Source organism: Enterococcus sp. DIV0840 (assembly GCF_050527835.1).
Classification (GTDB): domain Bacteria; phylum Bacillota; class Bacilli; order Lactobacillales; family Enterococcaceae; genus Enterococcus_L; species Enterococcus_L ureasiticus.
This window is the reverse complement of record NZ_CP172876.1, coordinates 2,489,108-2,510,949: the sequence shown is the minus strand read 5'-3', so window position 1 is coordinate 2,510,949 and position 21,842 is coordinate 2,489,108. Positions and strand designations below refer to the sequence as shown.

General features: G+C 34.9%; 26 protein-coding genes and 1 other annotated feature. Of the genes, 25 read left to right on the top strand and 1 reads right to left on the bottom strand.

The genetic code is table 11. The annotated features are described in order from the left end of the window. Positions 1 to 35 precede the first annotated feature (35 nt). Positions 36 to 295: a binding site (T-box leader), on the top strand. 156 nt (positions 296 to 451) lie between these two features. The 17 genes from IGL98_RS11990 (at position 452) to IGL98_RS11910 (ending at position 13,017) form a co-directional block, all read left to right on the top strand. Then, positions 452 to 1,726, top strand: coding sequence for an O-acetylhomoserine aminocarboxypropyltransferase/cysteine synthase family protein (locus tag IGL98_RS11990; RefSeq protein WP_206911703.1), 1,275 nt, complete (start codon positions 452 to 454; stop codon positions 1,724 to 1,726). A gap of 113 nt (positions 1,727 to 1,839) precedes the next feature. Continuing rightward, positions 1,840 to 2,364: a hypothetical protein gene (locus IGL98_RS11985; RefSeq protein ID WP_206911702.1), complete on the top strand. Its 525-nt coding sequence runs from the start codon at positions 1,840 to 1,842 to the stop codon at positions 2,362 to 2,364. Further along, entirely contained in the window at positions 2,342 to 3,865 is a 1,524-nt protein-coding gene (locus IGL98_RS11980) for a 2-isopropylmalate synthase (protein WP_206846512.1), read from the top strand. The genes IGL98_RS11985 and IGL98_RS11980 overlap by 23 nt, the downstream gene beginning before the upstream one ends. Then, positions 3,865 to 4,911, top strand: coding sequence for a 3-isopropylmalate dehydrogenase (gene leuB, locus IGL98_RS11975; protein WP_206911701.1), 1,047 nt, complete (start codon positions 3,865 to 3,867; stop codon positions 4,909 to 4,911). Before IGL98_RS11980 ends, leuB begins: the two co-directional genes overlap by 1 nt. Position 4,912: 1 nt before the next feature. Next, on the top strand, positions 4,913 to 6,289 hold the full coding sequence (leuC, locus tag IGL98_RS11970; protein ID WP_206911700.1) for a 3-isopropylmalate dehydratase large subunit: 1,377 nt from the start codon (positions 4,913 to 4,915) through the stop codon (positions 6,287 to 6,289). Continuing rightward, entirely contained in the window at positions 6,289 to 6,876 is a 588-nt protein-coding gene (gene leuD / locus IGL98_RS11965) for a 3-isopropylmalate dehydratase small subunit (protein ID WP_206846508.1), read from the top strand. The genes leuC and leuD overlap by 1 nt, the downstream gene beginning before the upstream one ends. Before the next feature lie 78 nt (positions 6,877 to 6,954). Beyond that, complete coding sequence (locus IGL98_RS11960; protein WP_206846506.1) at positions 6,955 to 7,701, top strand: class I SAM-dependent methyltransferase; 747 nt, start codon at positions 6,955 to 6,957, stop codon at positions 7,699 to 7,701. 257 nt (positions 7,702 to 7,958) lie between these two features. Continuing rightward, entirely contained in the window at positions 7,959 to 8,246 is a 288-nt protein-coding gene (locus tag IGL98_RS11955) for a TIGR04197 family type VII secretion effector (protein WP_206846504.1), read from the top strand. Positions 8,247 to 8,266: 20 nt separating this feature from the next. Continuing rightward, the gene (locus IGL98_RS11950) at positions 8,267 to 8,623 is read left to right on the top strand and encodes a DUF3958 family protein (RefSeq protein ID WP_206847344.1); all 357 of its coding nucleotides are present in this window, start codon (positions 8,267 to 8,269) and stop codon (positions 8,621 to 8,623) included. Beyond that, positions 8,613 to 9,047: a hypothetical protein gene (locus tag IGL98_RS11945; protein ID WP_206911699.1), complete on the top strand. Its 435-nt coding sequence runs from the start codon at positions 8,613 to 8,615 to the stop codon at positions 9,045 to 9,047. Before IGL98_RS11950 ends, IGL98_RS11945 begins: the two co-directional genes overlap by 11 nt. A gap of 30 nt (positions 9,048 to 9,077) precedes the next feature. Further along, positions 9,078 to 10,025, top strand: coding sequence for a hypothetical protein (locus tag IGL98_RS11940; RefSeq protein ID WP_206911698.1), 948 nt, complete (start codon positions 9,078 to 9,080; stop codon positions 10,023 to 10,025). A 1-nt stretch (position 10,026) separates the two neighbouring features. Continuing rightward, the gene (locus IGL98_RS11935) at positions 10,027 to 10,734 is read left to right on the top strand and encodes a DUF443 family protein (RefSeq protein ID WP_086312301.1); all 708 of its coding nucleotides are present in this window, start codon (positions 10,027 to 10,029) and stop codon (positions 10,732 to 10,734) included. Further along, on the top strand, positions 10,735 to 11,034 hold the full coding sequence (locus IGL98_RS11930) for a DUF4176 domain-containing protein (protein WP_206847338.1): 300 nt from the start codon (positions 10,735 to 10,737) through the stop codon (positions 11,032 to 11,034). It abuts the gene before it with no gap. Between the two features lie 92 nt (positions 11,035 to 11,126). Further along, on the top strand, positions 11,127 to 11,720 hold the full coding sequence (locus tag IGL98_RS11925) for a hypothetical protein (protein WP_206847336.1): 594 nt from the start codon (positions 11,127 to 11,129) through the stop codon (positions 11,718 to 11,720). After that, a complete protein-coding gene (locus tag IGL98_RS11920; protein WP_206911697.1) occupies positions 11,717 to 12,007 on the top strand; it encodes a DUF4176 domain-containing protein in 291 nt (96 codons plus the stop codon). Before IGL98_RS11925 ends, IGL98_RS11920 begins: the two co-directional genes overlap by 4 nt. A 5-nt stretch (positions 12,008 to 12,012) precedes the next feature. Beyond that, a complete protein-coding gene (locus IGL98_RS11915; RefSeq protein WP_206911696.1) occupies positions 12,013 to 12,642 on the top strand; it encodes a DUF443 family protein in 630 nt (209 codons plus the stop codon). A 183-nt stretch (positions 12,643 to 12,825) separates the two neighbouring features. Continuing rightward, positions 12,826 to 13,017, top strand: coding sequence for a DUF443 family protein (locus IGL98_RS11910; RefSeq protein WP_430605064.1), 192 nt, complete (start codon positions 12,826 to 12,828; stop codon positions 13,015 to 13,017). 822 nt (positions 13,018 to 13,839) lie between these two features. Here IGL98_RS11910 and IGL98_RS11905 read toward each other — a convergent pair. After that, positions 13,840 to 14,718 carry a hypothetical protein gene (locus IGL98_RS11905; protein ID WP_206911695.1) on the bottom strand — a complete coding sequence of 293 codons (879 nt, stop codon included), beginning with the start codon at positions 14,716 to 14,718 and terminating at the stop codon, positions 13,840 to 13,842. 952 nt (positions 14,719 to 15,670) lie between these two features. Between IGL98_RS11905 and IGL98_RS11900 the strand changes: the two genes are divergently transcribed. The 8 genes from IGL98_RS11900 (at position 15,671) to IGL98_RS11865 (ending at position 21,793) form a co-directional block, all read left to right on the top strand. Continuing rightward, entirely contained in the window at positions 15,671 to 15,922 is a 252-nt protein-coding gene (locus tag IGL98_RS11900) for a hypothetical protein (protein ID WP_069646752.1), read from the top strand. 10 nt (positions 15,923 to 15,932) lie between these two features. Continuing rightward, a complete protein-coding gene (locus IGL98_RS11895; protein ID WP_206911694.1) occupies positions 15,933 to 16,292 on the top strand; it encodes a hypothetical protein in 360 nt (119 codons plus the stop codon). After that, positions 16,283 to 17,899 (top strand): T7SS effector LXG polymorphic toxin, encoded by a 1,617-nt coding sequence (locus tag IGL98_RS11890; protein ID WP_206911693.1) that lies wholly within the window; start codon positions 16,283 to 16,285, stop codon positions 17,897 to 17,899. Before IGL98_RS11895 ends, IGL98_RS11890 begins: the two co-directional genes overlap by 10 nt. A gap of 22 nt (positions 17,900 to 17,921) precedes the next feature. After that, entirely contained in the window at positions 17,922 to 18,749 is an 828-nt protein-coding gene (locus tag IGL98_RS11885) for a hypothetical protein (RefSeq protein ID WP_206911692.1), read from the top strand. Positions 18,750 to 18,954: 205 nt separating this feature from the next. Beyond that, complete coding sequence (locus tag IGL98_RS11880; RefSeq protein ID WP_430604720.1) at positions 18,955 to 19,161, top strand: DUF443 family protein; 207 nt, start codon at positions 18,955 to 18,957, stop codon at positions 19,159 to 19,161. 48 nt (positions 19,162 to 19,209) lie between these two features. Beyond that, positions 19,210 to 19,662, top strand: a complete 453-nt coding sequence (locus IGL98_RS11875; protein WP_430604718.1) for a DUF443 family protein — start codon at positions 19,210 to 19,212, stop codon at positions 19,660 to 19,662. A gap of 83 nt (positions 19,663 to 19,745) precedes the next feature. Further along, a complete protein-coding gene (locus tag IGL98_RS11870; protein WP_206911691.1) occupies positions 19,746 to 20,318 on the top strand; it encodes a hypothetical protein in 573 nt (190 codons plus the stop codon). A 281-nt stretch (positions 20,319 to 20,599) separates the two neighbouring features. After that, positions 20,600 to 21,793, top strand: a complete 1,194-nt coding sequence (locus IGL98_RS11865) for a DNA cytosine methyltransferase (protein ID WP_206911690.1) — start codon at positions 20,600 to 20,602, stop codon at positions 21,791 to 21,793. Positions 21,794 to 21,842 lie beyond the last annotated feature (49 nt).

Genomic DNA, 21,842 nt, shown 5'->3' with positions numbered 1-21,842 from the left:
AAAAAATGAGTATGCTCTAATATTGATTTCAATAATAAAACTCATTGAAAAGAAGAGTACACAAGCAGACATTGAAATCTAGCTGATTATTTTAGCTTTAGCTAGAACAAGAGAGCTTTCGTTTGGTGAAAGAAAGCAATGAACACTTGTCGAAAATGATCTTGGAGAGGAAAAATCAGCTTGATTTTTACGGCAGCTACCGTTAACAAGGCACCAAATCAAGAAGAAATTCTGCGTTTGGGTCGAGATGGAAGTTGTTTCCAATAAAGGTGGTACCGCGATAGTCGCCCTTTACTAGCATAGGCTGGTAGAGGGCTTTTTTGTATTATTCGTGAGAAATTCTAATGAGAATAAAAATAGAAAGAGGGGATCATTGTGCAAGAAGGTGATATGTGTTTTAACAGAACAAAACGAATAAACCAACCCAATAAAAGAAAAGGAATGAAGCATAATGACAAACTCTAACTATCAATTCGAAACGATCCAAATCCACGGTGGACATACGCCAGACAAAGACACTAATTCTAGAGCAGTCCCTATTTACCAAACAACATCCTACACTTTCGACGATACACAAGATGCAGCCGAAAAATTTGCATTATCCAAAGCAGGAAATATCTACACTCGTATCACAAACCCAACAACCGCAGTGCTGGAAGATCGCTTGAATGAATTAGAAGGCGGCGTTGGTGCAGTTGCAGTCGCTTCAGGAACGGCAGCAGTCACGTACGCCATTCAAAATCTTGCCAGTACTGGTGATCATATTGTCTCAGCTTCAACCTTATACGGTGGAACATTTAATTTATTTGCCCATACATTACCAGAGTTCGGGATCACAACAACCTTTGTTGACCCAGATCGATTAGCGAATTTTGAAGAAGCCATCAAGGAAAATACCAAAGCAATCTTTGTAGAAACAATCGGCAATCCAATCACAAATGTCGCAGATTTAGAAGCGATTGCAGAAATTGCTCATAAACACGAACTTCCGTTGATCGTTGATAATACGTTTGCAACTGCCTATTTAAATCGTCCGTTTGACTATGGTGCCGATATCGTCGTTTATTCCGCAACAAAATTTATTGGAGGGCACGGTGTTGCTTTAGGGGGGATCATCATCGATTCAGGCAAGTTTAACTGGGCCAATGGCAAATTCCCTAAATTAGTTGATCCAGACCCAAGTTATCATGGATTATCTTATACAAATGATGTTGGAGCAGCAGCTTATATCACGCGCTTACGGGTTTCTTTACTAAGAGACACAGGTGCAGCGATTTCACCATTCAATAGCTTCTTATTGATTTTAGGACTAGAAACATTATCTTTACGTCTAGAACGACATGTAGAAAATGCGCAGACTGTAGCGGAATTTTTAAATAAACATCCGAAAGTTGAATGGGTCAATTATCCAGGTTTACCTGATAACAAATACCATGACTTAGCAGAAAAATATTTACCTAAAGGAGCTGGTTCAGTCTTTACTTTTGGCGTAAAAGGTGGAGCCGAAGCAGGAAAAAATTTGATTGATCATGTCGAATTATTTTCACTATTAGCAAATGTTGGAGATGCAAAATCATTGATCATTCATCCCGCTTCAACAACACATTCGCAGTTGGGTGAAGAGGAACTAAAAGCCTCAGGTACAGCGCCAGAATTGATTCGATTGTCAATTGGGATCGAGAATATAGCGGATATTTTAGCCGATTTAGAACAGGCCTTAGCTTAAACTATAATAAGAAGATGAAAGCTGAGAAGAGACTTTTTCTCAGCTTTTCTTAAAAAAATTCTCATAAAACTATTGACTTTAATTAAGAAGTTCTGTATCTTTAACACTATAGTTTGAATTATTCAAAAATTCTGACAATAAAGGATGTTGAAGAGTATGAACAAGCAGACAACGACAATTACATTCTTATTATTACTGAAGGACTCATCACACTGATTTCTAGAAACCAGCTGCAATACAGCTTTTTCTTATCAGACGTTGAGAGTCCTGTTTTCGCATTGCATGAACGGGATGACAGAACATCCCATATTCGTGGGATGTTTTTTTATTGCAAAACACAGCGACTGCTTGCAGAGCAGATGTTGCGCAATACTTGGCGAACGGAGAGAGAGAAGTTTCCTTCGTTTAAAACACAGCGACTGCTTGCAGAGCAGATGTTGCGCAATACTTGGCGAACGGAGAGAGAGAAGTTTCCTTCGTTTAAAACACAGCGACTGCTTGCAGAGCAGATGTTGCGCAATACTTGGCGAACGGAAAGAGAGAAGTTTCCTTCGTTTTACCTAACCAAAATAATGAAGAATACTATTAACTCAATTCAGAAGGGACGTATGAAAAATGAAAAATATCCAATTCTTTGACACCACTCTAAGAGACGGCGAACAAACGCCTGGCGTAAATTTCAACACCAAAGAAAAAGTCCAAATCGCCAAACAACTAGAAAAATGGGGCATTGATACGATCGAAGCGGGATTTCCAATCGCATCAGTAGGCGATTTTGAAGCAGTCAAAGCGATTGCCGAAAATGCAGAAAAAATGACTGTCGCAGGACTTGCTCGATGCCAAAAAGCCGACATTGATCGTGCTCATGAAGCCTTGCAAAATGCCAAGCACCCACAAATCCATGTATTCCTAGCAACAAGCCCAGTTCACATGGAATACAAATTAAAAATGACACCAGATGAAGTGATTGCTTCTATTAAAGAACACGTCAGCTACGCTAAAACCAAATTCGATAAAGTCCAGTTTTCACCAGAAGATGCAACGAGAACCGATAAACAATTTCTACTAAAAGCCGTTCAAACCGCCATCGATGCGGGTGCGACGATCATTAATGTCCCAGACACAGTTGGCTATTCCAACCCAACGGAATACGGTGCACTTTTTAAATTTTTAATCGAAAATAGCCAAAGTGACGAAGAAATTATTTTCTCTTCTCACTGTCACGATGATCTAGGAATGGCGACGGCCAATACCTTAGCAGCTATCGAAAATGGCGCACTTCGAGTTGAAGGAACAATTAACGGTATCGGCGAACGAGCTGGCAATACCGCGCTTGAAGAAGTCGCTTTGGCGCTATATATCAGAAAAGATTTCTACGAAGCAAAAAGCAATATCACATTAAACGAAACCAAAAGAACCAGCGATCTCGTCAGTCGACTATCTGGTGTAGCTGTACCAAGAAATAAAGCGATCATCGGAGCAAATGCCTATGCGCACGAATCAGGCATCCACCAAGACGGCGTGCTGAAAAATCCAGATACATACGAAATCATCACCCCATCACTTGTTGGGGTAAATGAAAACTCATTGCCATTAGGAAAACTTTCAGGCCGTCATGCTTTCGCTACAAAAATGGAGACTTTAGGCTACCAGCTAACAGAAGACGAACTAAAAGATGCCTTCAAGCGATTCAAATCGTTAGCTGACAAAAAGAAACAAGTCACAGAAGATGATCTGATCGCGCTAATGGTTGGACAATCACAAGAAAGCAGTGAAGATTATCGCTTAGAACGTGTCCAACTACAATACGTTTCTGACGGTAGCCAAGGAGCCATCGTTTCTATTAACACAGGAGAAGACGAAAGCAAAACAGAATCAGCGATCGGCTCTGGTAGTATCCAAGCAATCTACAACTCGATCGATAAAATATTCGTCCAAAAACCAGCGCTACAAGAGTATTACATCAAAGCCATCACAGGCGGAGAAGATGCACAAGCAGAAGTACATGTAACCTTAGCAGACACTGAAAACAACAAAAAATTCAACGGCATCGGCATCGATTTTGATGTCTTGCAAGCTTCAGCCAAAGCTTACGTCAAAGCCAGTGAACAATTTCAAAAAGAAGTGGGGAAAGCCTAATGAGTGAACGAATCGTAGCATTGCCAGGTGATGGTATCGGAGCAGAAATCATGGATAGCGCACTACAGATCTTAGCCGAAATCATGGTGCAAGATAATTTGGATTTTGATATTGAACGGTTTGCGTTTGGTGGAGCTGGTATCGATGAACAAGGCGATCCCTTACCAGAAGAAACCTTAAAAGCCTGCGAAAAAGCCGATGCGATCTTACTAGGAGCAATCGGCGGTCCAAAATGGGACAATGCGCCTAAACGTCCTGAACAAGGCTTACTTGGTTTAAGAAAAACTTTAGGCCTTTTTGCAAATATCCGTCCAATTTCTGTGCCGGATGCAGTCGTTCATTTATCTCCATTAAAAGAAGAAAATGTTCGAGGCGTTGATTTTGTAGTCGTGCGTGAACTAACAGGCGGCATCTACTTTGGTGAAAAACAATTAGGCGAAACTAAAGCTTCAGATCTATGTACGTATTCAAAAGCTGAAATCCAACGCATTATCAGAAAAGCCTTTGAAATCGCTCAAACTAGAAATAAAAAAGTCACATCCGTCGATAAAGCCAATGTGCTAGCGACTAGTAAATTATGGCGTCAAACAGCAGAAGAAGTGGCACAAGAATTTCCAGATTGTACATTAGAACACCAATTAGTCGATTCAGCGGCAATGGTCATGATCCAAAAACCAAAAGCCTTTGACGTGATCGTCACAGAAAATCTATTCGGCGATATCCTAAGTGACGAAGCATCGGTAATTCCTGGCTCACTAGGAATGATGCCAAGCGCCAGTCATAGCGAGTCAGGTCCGTCATTATACGAACCAATTCACGGTTCAGCACCAGACATCGCCAATCAAAATATCGCCAATCCAATGTCGATGATTTTATCGGCTGCGATGATGTTACGTCAATCGTTTGGCTTAGAAAACTCAGCACAGAAAATCGAAACTGCTTGTGATCGTGTCATGAATCAAGGCATCCTAACAACAGACTTAGGGGGTAAATCGACAACAACAGACTTTACCGAAGCCGTAATATCAGAATTGAGAGGTGCTTAATATGGGAAAAACACTATTTGATAAACTTTGGGAACAACATGTGGTATCAGGCGTTTCTGGAGAACCGCAACTGCTTTACGTCAATCTTCATCTAATCCATGAAGTAACGTCGCCACAAGCATTTGAAGGATTAAGAGAAGCAGACCGAAAAGTCCGCCGACCAGATAGAACCTTTGGCACGATGGATCATAACGTCCCCACACAAGATATCTTTAACATCACAGACTTGGTGGCAAAAAAGCAAATCGAAGCCTTGCAGAAAAACTGTGAAGAATTTGGCGTAACCCTTTGCGATAACGGCAGTGACCGTCAAGGAATCGTGCATATGGTCGGACCTGAAACAGGGTTGACACAACCAGGAAAAATCATCGTTTGTGGGGATTCTCATACAGCGACACATGGCGCATTCGGAGCGTTGGCATTTGGTATCGGAACAAGTGAAGTGGAGCATGTTTTTGCCACACAATGTATTTGGCAAAATAAACCAAAATCAATGGGTGTTAAAATCACTGGAAAACTAGCAAAAGGCGTGTATGCCAAAGATATTATTCTAGCCTTGATCGCAAAATACGGCGTTGATTTTGGTGTGGGACATGCGGTTGAATTTTACGGGGAAACGATCGAAAATCTAACGATGGAAGAACGCATGACCATCTGTAACATGGCCATCGAAGGCGGCGCAAAAATGGGGATGATGGCGCCAGATGAAAAAACCTTTGAGTATGTACGTGGCAGAGAATACGCGCCAGAAGATATGGAAGCGGCAATCGCTGATTGGAAAAAACTACCAAGTGACCCAGACGCAACCTACGATGTGGATCTAGAATTGAATGCGGAAGAATTGGTTCCCTTCATCACATGGGGCACCAATCCAGAAATGGGCATCCCGATCACGGGCACTTTCCCAGAAATCAAAGATATGAATGACGAACGCGCTTATAACTACATGGATCTAAAACCAGGTCAACGTCCTTCAGATATCGAAATCGGCTACGTCTTTATCGGCTCATGTACAAATGGTCGACTGTCCGATTTGGAAGAAGCGGCGCGCATCGTAAAAGGAAAAAAAGTCAAAGCAGGCATTACCGCAATCGTAGTACCAGGTTCAAGACCCGTTCGAAAAGCCGCTGAAAAAATCGGTTTGGATAAAATCTTCACCGAAGCAGGCTTTGAATGGCGTGAACCAGGCTGCTCTATGTGTTTAGGTATGAACCCAGACCAAGTACCAGCCGGTGTTCACTGTGCCTCAACATCTAACCGAAACTTTGAAGGGCGCCAAGGAAAAGGGGCCAGAACGCACCTTTGCAGCCCAGCGATGGCGGCAACTGCTGCGATCGTTGGAACATTTAGAGACATTAGAGAGGAGCTTGGTGCATAATGGAGGCATTTACACAACATACAGGAACCACGGTTCCACTAATGAATGACAATATTGATACGGATCAAATCATCCCGAAATCATTTCTAAAACGAATCGAAAAAACAGGCTTTGGTGAGTTTTTATTTGATGAATGGCGTTACTTGCCAGACCGTACACCAAATCCTGATTTTACGTTGAACGAACCACAATACAAAGAGGCGACTATTTTGATTTCTGGTGATAACTTTGGTTCTGGCTCATCGAGAGAGCATGCGGCTTGGGCGTTGGACGATTATGGGTTTAGAGCAGTTATAGCAGGAAGTTTTAGTGATATTTTTTATATGAATGCCACAAAAAATGGGTTACTGCCAATCGTGTTGAAGCATGAAGAATTGGATGTATTGGCAGGACTTGGAGCGGATGAGGCGATCATGATCGATTTACCTGCGCAACAAGTCATCACGCCGAATGGAACATATTCTTTTGAAATCGACAGTACATGGAAGCATAAATTGGTGAATGGGTTGGATGATATTGCGATCAGTTTGACACATGACGATGAGATTGCGGCTTATGAAGCGAAGATTCCGGCTTATTGGCAATAAGAAATAGTAAGAATGCTGCATCGATGAATAAATTTCGATGTAGCTTCTTTTCATTACATCATTAGGAGCGTGAAATCAATGGAATGGGATGCAAAAAAATACAATACGACACATGATTTTATTTTTAAATATGGGGCTGGTTTGTTGGGATTATTGCCGGAAGAATCGAAAAAAATATTGGATATTGGTTGCGGGACAGGCGAATTGACGAATCAAATGGCGGAACTTGGGCATGAAGTGACGGGGATCGATCAATCGGTCAATATGATCGATCAAGCAAAAGAAAGCTATCCTGATTTGATGTTTTTACAGGAGGATATCTTAAATCCTTCTGATCAAATTGGATTGTATGATGTTGCTTTTTCAAATGCAGTTTTTCATTGGATATCGGACCAAGAGTTATTATTGAAGAATATCAGCGAACATCTTAAGGCCAAGGGACAGTTGATTTGCGAGTTTGGTGCTGTTGGAAATGTTCAGGCTATTAGAGAAGCTTTCGGGCGTGAATTGCGTATGTTGGTCGTAGCTTTTGAAGAGCCGTTTTGTTTTACAGCAGTTGAAGACTATCGGGTTTTACTTGAAAAGAATCATTTTGAGGTTGTGGAGATTTTAGAATATGAACGTCCGACACCGCTTAAAGGTGGCGAATCTGGTTTGAGAGCGTGGATGGAACAGTTTTATGCTACTGAATTTGGGGAATTGACAGATGATCAGAAAGAAAAGCTACTGGCGAATATGGAGCGAGATTTGAAGCCGAAATTGTGGAAAGAGGATCATTGGGAAGCCGATTATCGGAGATTGAGGATAAATGCTGTGAAATTGTAGATAAATTTTTAAGATGAAGTACGGGGAGCAGGTATTTTGGAAAATTGCGATTTTCTAGACTACCTGTTTTTACATATGGATTAAAAACTAAAAATATAACTAAAACTTGGTTAGAAAATGTATTTTATAATTTCCTTTTAAGTAATCATACAAAACATTTGAAAATTATATATTTACATTGAGTTCTCTAAGAATTACAATTAAGTATATATACTATCATACAAATTTAGTAGCTATTAACGATAGGAGGATAAAGAATGTCAAATAATATAAACAGTAATTCCGCAGTAGCACAAGCTGTAGCTACTTCTATAGCATCATCTGTAAGCTCTCTAAATCAAGGGACAACGATCACAAAGGATACCCAAACAACGGTTGCAGGCAATAGCAATGCACAACAGGCTATCACGCAACTAACAACGTTTAACACGTCACTTGTCCAAGCCATTACGCAAGCAAGTAATAATATTCGTTCAGTTGCAGCCGAATTCGAAGCTGTGGATGAACGAATTGCTCAAATCCAATATAACCAAATGCTTCCTTAAACTGAAAGGAGGAATAAATTGTGTCTAACCTTGAAGAAATCAGACGACAGAAAATTCAAATCGAACGTGAACAAGAGGAACTTGAAGACTTAAAAAGAGACATCAATAAAACAGAAGAACATTATGAAGAATATTTTTTCTATCAAAAGCAATTATTCAATGAATTACAAGAAGAATTTGCCCAAAGCCAGACAGATATGTTGTATCAAGACATGGCCGAACAAATCAATTGGCAAAGCCGAGGTGTTCAAGACTTTTTAGAAGAACAACAGCAAGAACTAAAAAAACAAACAAGAGCGTTAGAAGATCAACAAGATGACCTACATTGGCAAGAAATAAAAACAAAAGAAGAAATGGAGGAAAAGCATGAGTATTGATATGTACCTCGGTCAAGCGAGAAGCCAAGCATCCAGTGTTAAAAGTGCATGTAGCCAATTAGCACAAGGCTATACGTCTTTGATGCAAAGCAATCAACAATTTATGAGTGCAGGTGAATTATCAAGTAAAGGCTATGACTCTGCCAAAGAATTCTTTGCGGCAGTGATCCAACCTTTAGTTCATGGTGCCGAAGTAGGCGCAGACATGACAGCAGAAGCCTGTCAAAAATTTGTGGATCAATATACGTCTGACGTTGATAGTATTGACTTGAAGTCAGATGAATTAGAACGACGAATTCAGCAGATCAATACGTCAATTCTAAATATGGAGAATATTAATCGAGGGTTGCCGAAGCTTCCGACTGGAACGAATCCTTTGGAACAAGCCAATCGGCGAATTATTGAATCGTTAGAGACGACTTAGCGGGATTTAGAGAAGAAGTTAGAGAAATTAATGACGTTTAATGGGACGTCACCGGCTATTTTTGATGGGGTGAATAGTTTTTATTCGACATTATCGCAAGGTTTGCAGCAGGCGAATAGTGGTTTTAATCCTGCGACTGGGACGTTCTCGGTTCCGAAAGGGAAAGATTTGGATTGGGCAAGAAAAGTTTCGAAGCAATATTTAGAAACTAAAATGAAAAAAATCATGGGGAAAATACCTGATATTACTTCAAGTGATTGGGAAACTATCTTAGAGTTTGCCAAAAAGAATCCAGATGCCGAAGTTCCAAAAGAGCTACAAGTATATTTGAAAGAAAATAAAGACGATATCATCTCTGATATTAGAAATGATGAGTTATCTAATTTTATTGAACAATTAGGTATGGGAATTTCAAGATTTGCTGGTTTGATTAACGTTCTAGAAGGCATAATGGGTCCGAATGCTTCTAATTCTTTTATCATGGTAAACCCAAACGGTATTGGAACTCAGATTTTGAAATACGGAAAAAATATTACTACTGCTGGTAAAGCTCTAGGCTATGGGTTTATGGCAGCTGGTTTTGGTTTAGGAATGTACAATGATATTTCTAATAATGGTAAGACATTTGGCCAAGCACTTTCACATAACGTTGTTTCCACTGGAGTTGGATTTACAGCAGGCTGGGCTGGGACTGCAGGTGTTGGTTTATTATTGACAAACCCAGGAGGCTGGGCTGTTCTAGGTGGAATAGCGGTTGGTACAGTTGCATCTGTTGGTTTAGATTATATTTACCAAAATAACATCTTAGGTGTTCAAGATAAACTAGATTGGGTAGGAAACAAAATAGATGATGGTTTAGATTGGGCTGGCGAAAAAATCAATGATGGCTTTAACTATGCAAAAGAGAAATTGGATGATGTAGGGGAAGCAATAAATGATCTAGGTGATGCAATCAATCCAATGAATTGGGCGTGGTAAGATGAAGAATAGCAATTTAAAGGCACCTTATAAAAATAATAGATATAGAGTGATATGCTCGGATTCTAAGCAGTATTTAATTGATGCTGATTCTCCATGGTTTGGATATGTCTTTTTTGGATTAAGTTGGTTAGTGCCACAGAAAGCTTATATTCTAGACGAGCGAGATGCCGATGATTTATTGGTACGTCATGTTGACATTAAAAACAATAATAAAATGAGCTTAATTTGGCTATCTTTGATAATTTTAGGTTTTAATATAATACTACCCAATTTAGTTAATACATTTTATAGGAATTCTACTATTAAATATAGCCAGATTCATCAATTTGGTGACTCAGTTACAATAATTCCATCAACTATGCATAGTTTATTATTACTGATTTTAGCATCATTTCCAGCGATAATAATTAGAATATTTTTAGCTCAGCGATCCAAAAGAGGAATAGTCAACAAAATACAATATAAAAATCTACCTTTTACTAAAATTAAGATTATTCCTGCTACGATCTCCATCGTTATAAAAAATATTGTAGTGTATTTTTTTCTTGCATTATTGGTTATAACGGCAGGATTCTTTCTTGTAATATCTGAGGGATATTGGATCATATCATTAAGTTTCACTTTATTGTTGCTATTTTTTCTATTAACGAACAATTTAGCATTGAGTAATGATAAATATAAAATACGTGAAATTAAGGAGAAATAAATGTTACCCATCGGAAGTGTTATTTATTTAAAAGAAGGAACAAAAAAGATCATGATCTTGAACAGAGGACCTTTGGTTGTTATCGATAATGAAACGAAGATGTTCGATTATTCAGGTTGCGTGTATCCTATAGGTTTAGTTCAGGATCAGGTTTTATATTTTAATCAAGAAAATATAGATAAAGTATTATTTGAAGGATTTACGGATGAAGACGAGTCACGCTTCCAAGAGCTTTATCAAGAATGGAAACAAATTAATACAGCAGAAGTAAAAAAAGGCAAAGTGGATAAACCATTATAGCGCTTTGGGGGCAAGTTAGTGTAACAATAATAAAGTCAGTAACTAATCTGTTATTGGCTTTTATTATATAGATAGCAGGTGAGAAAGCTACAATGTGGAAACGATACATTACTATTTACAATGGTGAAGCATGGAGTAAGAGTATATTTTTAGATACATTGACTAAGAAATTAATTGTTGTTGAAATTGGGATGACTTCATATAAGTCAACGTTGATTTCTGGATTTTTAGGAGTGGTCATCTATTCCTTATTTGGCAACATTCTTTTTAAAGCTTCATTGGCTCCTATTACCTTAGTAACTTTAATTCTAATTATCGGTATCTTAGGTGGAATTATATTTAATATCTTAGTGAATAAAATTGCTAATAGTGATAAAAATAAATTAGAATACTTAACTAACATTGATGAAGAGGAGCTAACAAGTTATCTGGTTAAAGGGAAGAAGCAATCACAAAATAATTTCTTTATTATTATTTTTCTCTTTGCTATGTTGTTGATCTGTTTGCTTCCAATCTATTTTAAAACTTATTCGTTGTTATTGTTATTTGCATCATTCTTTTTCACAACGCTTTTTGCTTTTTTTATAGGAGTTGTCTCACCATTAAAGAGAATAAAGGCATATAGATATATTGAAAATAATAAAAAATCGATCTTATACGATAATAAAGGAGAAACAAATTCATGAAATTTTTACCGTTAGGCAGTGTTGTAAAACTAAAAAAAGGAACACAGCTCTTAATGCTAACATCTCGATTTCCTTTGTATAATAACGAGGGAAATATAGGGTATTTTGAATATCTTGCTTGTTTATATCCAGAAGGGGTGAAAGATCAGGAAAGTTTCTTTTTTAACCATGAAGATATTGAAGAAGTCCTTTTTGAAGGTTTTAAATCAGAGCAAGAAGAAGCTTTTCAGAAAAAAATTGAAGAAGCGTTGCCTGATATAAAATATCCTAGGCTTACAATTTTGTAGATATAATGAAAGTTTATGAATCTACAAATAAAAGATACAAACTAGCTGAACTAGATACAAACTATTACTTAATAGATATGGATAGCAATATCTTGGCTTATTTTTTGCCAACTTTAGTTTGGTTCTTCCCTTTTAGAGCAGTTGAGATAGATAAAGGAGAGTTTAGTAAACTAGTGTCCAATGGTCCAAAAGAATATGGCATTATGACTAGTGTTGTTATATCAATGTTTGTTGGAAGGCCAGTTTATAAACTATCGACTATTTTTTTTCAAGAGCTTGATGTTACTTCTGAAATAGATAAACGTGCAGTCTATTTACTGATAACGTTTGGATGCTTGCTGATTTTTAGATCTATCGTTATGTTCTATAATAAGTATAAACTTAAAAAAATATTATCTGAAATAGGTTGCAATGCGATAATTGAGATTGATAAAGGGAGTATCACTACATATTACAAGAAGAACAGTATTATTCGATTGATTTTGATCCTTGTGATTGCTGTTGGGATAATCTATACAATAATTTTTTATCTGTTTGATTTAATTGTAGTTTTTATTTTAGGTGTGCTTATTTTTATATTTATGAATAGAAGTTGTTTATTTCCTTATGGTAGTCGTTTTCGTATAAAAGACTAGGATAGTAGAAAAATTAAACTTACAAAGAAGAGTCAATAACTTTATGGTTATTGACTCTTCCTCTATACAGGATGAAGACGATTGACTTCTACAAACTAAAGTAAAACAATATTAAAATGGATTGGATATGATAAAACTGAATAGCGTAATGATAAAAACACATATAAAAATAATCGTTATAGAATAATACATTATCACTCAAATTACTATTTAATTGATAAAGATAGTTCATGGTTAGGTTACTTCTTTTTCGGATTACATTGGCGGATACCACAAAAGGCTTATATCATAAATGAAAGCCAAGCTGAAGATTTGCTAGTTCATCGAGTTAAAACTAAAAAAAGAAAAGTGCTAAGCTGTATTTTAATAGTCTAATGATTTTAATTTTTAATATAGTATTCTCCAAATTGTTACCTCTTTTTATGTTTCGACTAGTACAGAAAATAGTCAACTTATTGAAATCGGAAATACATTTATGATGATGCCATCAAGACTTTACATATTTTTGATGTTGCTTATAATATTAAATCCAAAATATATTACAAGAGGTAACCGTTCAATAGTCATTGATAGAAATGTATGATAGGAAAAAAATCTTTTTTATAAGTGACATTCCACAGTGTAGAACAAGTATATCTCATTAACATGGCACTGCGATAGGCTTATTTTTGTATAATTTTGTTGCAAAATTATACAATTCTTTCCTCAAGTTCGACGCTCTTGATCAGTAAGATGTAGAGTTCAGGTACATCCTCAACATTGTTAAACGACCATTTAGCCGATCTGTATACTGTTAACCAATCCAACTATATTACTTTCTGATAGTATAATTTGATCCTTATAAAAACCCCCTTTACATTGAAGTACCTAAAGGAGGAAAAAATATCTTATTTGATGAAATCACCGTTGTCAGAGTGAGTGTTTTTCCAAAAAACATAAAATGAATATATCGAGTATGTTATCAAAACTGCAAAAAATATTTTGCTTAGATAGATCATAGAATTTCCTAAGTCATAATTGATAGAAAACTCTTTTTGCAGTTTAAATTTTTCTGCCATTGTTAAAGTTTCAGGGTCTTGAATAGGTAAAAAGTTCAATGTCAGAAAAGTTCCAACAACTTTCAAAACTATAAATAGACAACTAAGTGTAATGATTAGCAACTTATTATATTTTATGAAAACTCACCCCTGTCCTAACTTATCTTGACATAGATCTTACTATTTCGATTTTATATGGTTTTATATAGCCACGAGATTGCATAGCATAGCAATAGTTATTCCCAAAACCGACAGCAAAATTATTACTATATCCATTTGGTTCCCAAGCAAAATCAAATATATCAGTAACTTTTACAGTAGTAAAGTAATTTCCATTTGCTTGTCGTTTATAGGACACTGTATAAGACACACCTCGTAAAGCTGTGAGCAAATGTCCACTTGTGAACGTATGTGACCCTGCGAAAGTTCCTGAAGCTCTGCCTCCTCGGAAAGCTTCAGCTTTTAGACGACCGTAGTAAGAGCGCATTAAGTCTTCACTGTCTACCATTTTAGCCCAAGTATCATTAGTATTGTAATACGTTGCTGGTGTATATGCTGAGTTGACTCTATTTGCTGGAACAATAGCACGTCTCATATAATTAGCAGTCTGCCAATGCCCTCTCCGTTCTACCAGTTTAATTCCAGCAGCGTATGCTCCTAAAGCGATATCATAAGGTGTTGCGACTAAAGCTCTAGATGTTGGAGGTAAGTTGCTATCCAAAGATAAGTCAACATTTTCCTCAGCAAATTCAAGCTGATTTTCTAATTTTTCATCTTGATTATGATCGTAGTTTTTTAGCTCAACTAGAACTGAATTTAAAAATGAATTAAAATCTTCACTAGAATCATTTTCGGAAGGTACCTCATAATACATATCAATAGTGCTATTGATATAATCTGAATTTGCAGGTTCCGCTGAGGTGAGTTCCTCAATCAGATTAGTATTATTCTCACTAATTTTATACTTTTCTTGAGCCTCAACATTTGTAGCAAATCCAAAACAAACGAATAGTGAAATTCCCCATAAAACTTTTTTCATATAATTCTAATTATTCTTTCATTTATTATTTTAAGTGTATTATATTGTTCTTTTAGTGTCAATATTAATTTTATTTGTAATCATTTGTATAGTGCTGATTTTATAATACAGACATTTACTATTTAGGATTTGTAAATACATGATAGTTGATTTCTTTATTTCAGTAAAAAGGAGAAATAACCGAGAATTGGTAGCCATACTGACATACTTGTCACATTTAAAGAATGTTTTTGTGTTAAGAGGGGAGGTGCTAAAATGTGGAAACGATATGTTGCAGTATATAATAATAGTGAAGCAGGAAAAAGAGTATATTTTTGGATCAATTTAAAAACTAAAAATATAACACATAATTAAGCTGATAAATGTATTTTATAATTTCCTTTTAAGCAAGCAAACGGAACATTTGAAAATTATATATTTACATTGAGTTGTTTACGAATTACAATTAAGTATATACACTATTATAAAAACTAAGTCGTTAGACATTTACTTTTTAATTATAGGAGGAAAAAACGATGCCAAAGGATATAAACAGTAATTCCGCAGTAGCACAAGCTATCGCTACTTCTATAGCATCATCAGTGAGTTCTTTAAATCAAGGACCTATGGACTTTATACAGTCGTAATTACGTCTCTAATTTCTTTTCTATGTACTCATACAAAGTACTTAGTACGCTTAGTCTATCTACTTTGTTGATACAGATTTTCTTTATGATATTTTTCTGAACAGATAGAAATTCGAAATACACACGCTCATCTTCTAATTGATTTTCCCTTTCACGAAGTTTTCATTTGAGAAGACGAGCACCAAAAAAACTATCTTTTCCTAGGATATTTTGATTTCATAAATAAAGATTGCTTACGTTTACTTGAAAATAAAATAAGAGTACCTGAGAATTTCAGTCTATGATAAAATTATACATGACTAAAAGTTAAGTAAAGGAGTGTTACAATGGTAAATATAGCTTCAGATATTGGGGTTGCTACTGGGGCAGTTTCAGGTATAAATGCTGTATCTGTCAATAAAGGGACACAAGTATCTTTAGGAAAAAGCAATGTCAGTAGCATGAAACAAGGTTCAGAAGTAAATAATCAGTTACTTTCAGATCTATCACAATTGATTGAATGCGTGAAGGAGCAAAGCCAAAAATTCCCTAAAATCGCTGAAATAATCGCCATAGAGGATAGCAAAATTAAATTCTAAGGAGAATGTTGTGGAGAATAAAAATGATCAAGAGCGAGTAAAATACAGCCGTTTGATTACAGAAAAAGAAAACATCAACGATGAATTGAAACAAGAACAACGAAAAATAGAAGACAGTTTACGAAACTTACAAGAAGATTTACAGCGAGGCTATCGTACCTTAGCAATGATAAATGAAGAAGCAGTACATAGTAAGAACCATGAAGGTATTCGGATGCAACGAAAAAATGAAGAACAAGAAAGATATTTTGGACGCCAATTACAAGAGGCAGAAGAAACGTTATCTGATCATTATGCAGAACAACGAAAAACACTCGATAAAGAAACTGAGGATCTTTATAAAAAGAGAGGTGAAATTCCTTGGGATTAATTTATTCAAGTTCCGATTCGTCGCAATTAATGTCTGCACTAAAGCAAAATCTACAAAGCGGAAAAGAAGCCTCTGAACAGTTAAAAGCAGGAAGTCAAAAAGTAATTTCTGCTGTAGATGGTAAAACACTTTCTGGTGCAGCTTATACAGCTGGAAAAGGATTATTTAGCGAGTTAATTTTACCAACTATTAGTAAAGTAACCTCTGCCATCGATACTATTGAAAGCGAATTGCAAACTTACGTATCAGCAGATCTTTTAGTTTCATCAGAAGGAACGCTAGATGAGGACAAATTAAACCAACAAATTGCAACTAAAAAAGCAATGAAAGCTTCTGTGGATGCTTCTGCAGCAGTAGCAAGAGCATTATCTAGAAATAATCCAGTCGCTAAAGTCTTAGATGCGTTATTAAATGTTCAGTCAAGCTTGACTCGTATGTCGAATGATTTTGAAGAGGATATTCGAGAATTAGAGAAGAAGCTAGAGAAACTACAACAATTTTCTTCACAAACAAATGGACTTTTTAGCAATAGCTTGAATGATATGAAAATTTCTATGCAGGGTGTAACAGTATTGAATAATACGATAGTCAATAGTGATGGGACCTATCAATTACCTAAAGGTGTTGATCTTAGTTGGTTTAATTCTTTAAAAAATTCTAATGATATAGATAAAATGGAAAAAACGGCTTTAGAAAAGGCAATGAAAGAAATCAATGATCTGTATTCTAAAAATCCAATGGCAGCAATTGAGAAAGTAAAGAATAACAACCGTCTATTTGAGTACCTTATTACATTCTTAGATTCGGAAAAATTACCTAAAGGTATACAGGATGCTGTATTGGATATCTTCATAGCGCAAGAAAGTTGGAATAAGTTACCTAAAGATTTGGCAACAAAAATTTTAAATAATCCAAAATTTGGTCTATATTTGATTGATCAATCCATAGATGTGCAAGCTAAAGTATATGGAGTGTTGATAAATTTGAGTGATAAGGGTTGGGAGGTATTAGCACCTATCGGTCATATGACCAATCTATTATCCAAATCATCAGCGGGAGAAGCCCTTATCGCAGGAACAAAAATAGGATTCAATAAGTTTAAAAAGCTAGGAAAAGTAGCCGACTTTTTAAAGAAATACAAAGCAGTTGGAGAAGTTGTAGGGGTAGCAGGAGATGGCTTTAGTATAGGCAGCTTAGCATACAATGAATATATCAATCCTGATAGTCCAGCTTACGGAGATATTAGTAAAGCGTTGTATGGTGGTCAAAATAAATTTTTTGCATCAATTGGTCCTTTAGAAGGGGCACAATACGGATTCATTCCAGGAGCTATCTCCGGTACAATGAATTATTTTTTACAAGGTGGTGGAATATCCGATATACCTCTACTAAATAAAATACCAATAATTAAAAACAGTGATGACTGGCATACTTGGGTTAGTAAAAAGGATATTGACAAATGGATAAATGAACAATATGAAATTTATGATAGAAGACATGAAAATTTGGAAAGTGGAAATTTTGGAGCAATAAAAGAAGACTGGTTTGGGAAACAAAATGGTCGTGTTGATACTGGAGATTTTAATACAGGATTACCTAAGTGGTAAAATAAATTAAGTAGGCGGATTTATGAAAAAAATAGAGGACTATGTTAACAACATCAGTTTTGAAGAAGCGTACGTCAAAATAGATCGAAATAAAATTGACTATTTAATTAAAGGAAATTCTGATGCAAAATTTCCAATTAGATTAAAAAAGATAGGTTTTTTAGTCATAAGCTTATTTATGCCTATTATGATGATAGTGTCTTATACAAGTGCTAAAGATAACATAGTAACAACTTTATTCTCTAGAACTATAGCAGTAACAACAGCCATAAGCTTTATTTTAATAGCACTATTTTCATATTTTAAAAGTAGACACTATTTTAAAAACTATGGTTACAAAGAGTTTATATATTCTAGTTTGAAAATTTTATTTTTATCTTATATTTGTGGTTCCATAGGAACTGTAGATTCTAATTATATTATTAATTTGGTTACTATAATTATCTATGTGCCTACTTGTCTATATCTATATTATGCCGTGGAAAAGAATATGTTAATAGAGTATATTAATGTAACGTTTGAAAAAGAGTATAAAACCAATAAGAATCTTTCTCTCTTGATAAAAATAGCTGGAATAGTAATGATTTTAGGAATAGTAATTGTTCAGCTATATAGAATAAATAAAAGTTGGATAGATAAAGGCAGTATAAATGACTCAATAAATGGTTTAGGTATAAGCATGACGTTAATCGTAATTGCGGGGGCATTTTTTATGATAATTATTTCTTTGATACCTACTTATATCAGCTTCAAAGCTGATTTAAGAATTCAAAATAAATTAGTAACGAAATATTCAGAAGAATTTAGAGAAATATATGGGTATTATAAAGAAGAATGGTATGGAGAATAATGACTAAGATAATCCATTTTTAGTCCTGAAAGTGGCACAGGTGATCATATCTCAAAAATAAAAGTTTCGAGGAAAAAACTAAAATATTGGAAGAATTGAACGTGCTAAGAAGGGTTAATAACTTTATGGTTGTTGACCCTTCCTCTATACAGAGCATCAATGATTGGACTTCTCCTAAAACAAAGTTAAACAGTTTTTAAATGGGGTGGACGTGATAAAACTGAATAGTGTAACGATAAAACAAATCTATAAAAATAATCGTTATAAAATAATATGTTCTCAATCAAATTACTATTTAATTGACAAAGATAGTTCAGTGTTAGGTTTCTTCTTTTTCGGATTAAATTGGCTAATGCCACAAAAAGCTTATATCTTAAATAAAAGCCAAGCTGAAGATTTACTAGTTCATTGAGTTGAAACTAAAAATAGAAAAGTGTTAAGCAGCATTTTAATCGTACTAATGATTTTAATTTTTAATATAGTATTACCGAATTTATTAACTCTTTTTTATGCTTCATCAAGTCTAAAAAAGAGCCAAATTATTGAAATTGGAAATACAATTATGATGATTCCATCAAGTCATTACATATTTATGCTGTTACTTATATCACTATTTCCAGCCTTGATAATTCGAGTATTTTGGTCTTTTCAATCAAAGAAATCCATGCGGAAAAGAATTAAATATGATGAATTGTCTGTTACTCAAATTAAGGTGAGACCAGTTGCGTTAGTTGATACTTTAAAAAAATTAGGTGTGTACTTTATGTTTCTATCATTAGTGATTATAGCGGGATTTCTTCTTGTGATAACGGAAGGCCATTGGATTATCTCTTTATGTTTTATGATGTTGTTTTTATTATTTCTATTGACTAATCATCTATCAATAGATACAGGGAAATACAAAATATATTAAAAGAGGTAGCCGTTAAATAGTTATTGATAGATACATTTGTCGCATTTAGAGAATGTTTTCGAGTTAAGGGGTGAGTAGCTAAAATGTGGAAACGATATGTTGCTGTATATAATGGTGAAGCAGGGGAAAAGAGTATATTTTTAGATATAGTAACAAAAAAATTAGTAGTAGTTGAAATTGAGATGACTTCTTATAGATCAACGGTATTGTCAGGATTTTTAGGAGTGACTATTTATTATGTATTTGGACATGTACTTTTTAAATCTTCTTTGAGTCCTGTTACTTTAATAGCACTAATTTTAGTTATTGGTTGTTTAGGAGGTACTTTCTTTAATCTGTTAATAAATAAGATTGCTAATAGTGATAAAAATAAATTAAATTATCTAACTAACGTTAGCGAAGATGAACTAAAAGCGTATCTTATTAAAGGAAAAAAACAAATGTGGAAAAATTTTCTACTAATTATTTTTCTTTTTGTTATGTTAGTAATTTCGTTTCTTCCCATTTATTTTAAAAAGTATTCGTTGTTATTGCTTCTTACCTCAATTTTTTTTACTGTACTGTTCATATTTTTTATAGGTGTTGTCTTGCCAGTTAAGAGGATAAAGGCTTATAGATATATTGAAAAAAATAAAGTTTTAGTTATATGTACTTAGTGAAGGTGATATAAGCTAAAAGGGTATCAGTTTTTTGTGCTTATCAGGAACATCTATGAGAATTTTTCGAGAGATTAAAATAGAGTAAAATTTATCTGTAGGAAATTCCATAAAAAGGATATTATAAAATCTTAAAAATCATATATATATATACAGTGTATGTAATGAAACATCAAAAGTGGCTAAATAGAGATGAAAATTAATACGAAAATACGTTTGGTTTATTTCCCACTTTCACTTCAATTTATGTTATAATTGCCTAGTAATTTTAGTAAAGGGGAATGATTATGAGCAAAACTAAAAAAGTCATAAGTTTCTTCGCTGGAGTTGGAGGAATTGATCTTGGTTTTGAGAAATCAGGAAAGTTTGACGTGGTTTATGCAAATGAGTTTGATAAAAATGCTAAATCAACATATGAGAAAAATTTCGATTCAAAAGTAGAGTTAAAAGATATTAGAGATGTTGATGTAGAAAAAATACCCAATGCGGATGTCCTTCTTGCTGGTTTTCCTTGCCAGCCATTTAGTGTTGCTGGCTATAGAAAAGGTTTCGAAGATGATAGAGGAAGTTTGTTTTTCGAAACATTAAGAATAATTGTTCATAAAAAACCTGAAGTGGTTTTTTTAGAAAATGTAAAAAATATGGTTACGCATGACCATGGGAATACGTTTAAGGTTATTCGTGAAGGACTCGAACAAAATGGTTATTATGTTAAATGGAAAGTCTTAAATGCAAAAGATTATGGTAATATACCTCAGAATAGAGAGCGTATCTATATAGTAGGATTTCTTTCGAAAGAAGCTTATGATCGTTTTGAGTTTCCTTCAAAAATTGAATTAACCAATCCATTAACAAAATACATTGATTTTAAACTAAAAGTGGATGAAAAGTATTATTATAATAAAGAAAAAAATCCGACGTTCTATGATGAATTAGAAAAAGAGATTGTTAGTCAAGATACAGTTTATCAATGGAGAAGACAGTATGTACGAGAAAATAAAAATGGAGTTGTTCCGACACTAACTGCAAACATGGGAATGGGCGGTCATAATGTACCTTTGATTTTATCCGACACCGGTATAAGAAAACTCACGCCTCGCGAAACATTTAATATCCAAGGATATCCTGATAAATATGTGCTTCCTGAGATTGCTGATGGACAATTGTATAAACAAGCTGGAAACAGTGTAGTAGTCCCAGTCATAGAGAGAATTGCAAATAATATTGGACGAGCTATACAAGGTACAGAAGTTTTAAATGATAGAAAAAATGGTAAATTTGCTTTAATTTATACAAAAATGTATGAAAGAAGCTGGGGAGAATCATTTGTTGAAAGGTATTTCGATACCTATCAAGAAGCTGTTCAGTACACAACTAATAACTCTGAATTACCACTATTATCCGATGAAGAATATACTAGATTAGTAAAACGAAATGGACAACATGAATTTTATTCTATTAATGCAAATTTTTAATATTTATATGAAGAGGTGCTAAGGTACCTCTTTTTTTTATAAAATAAAG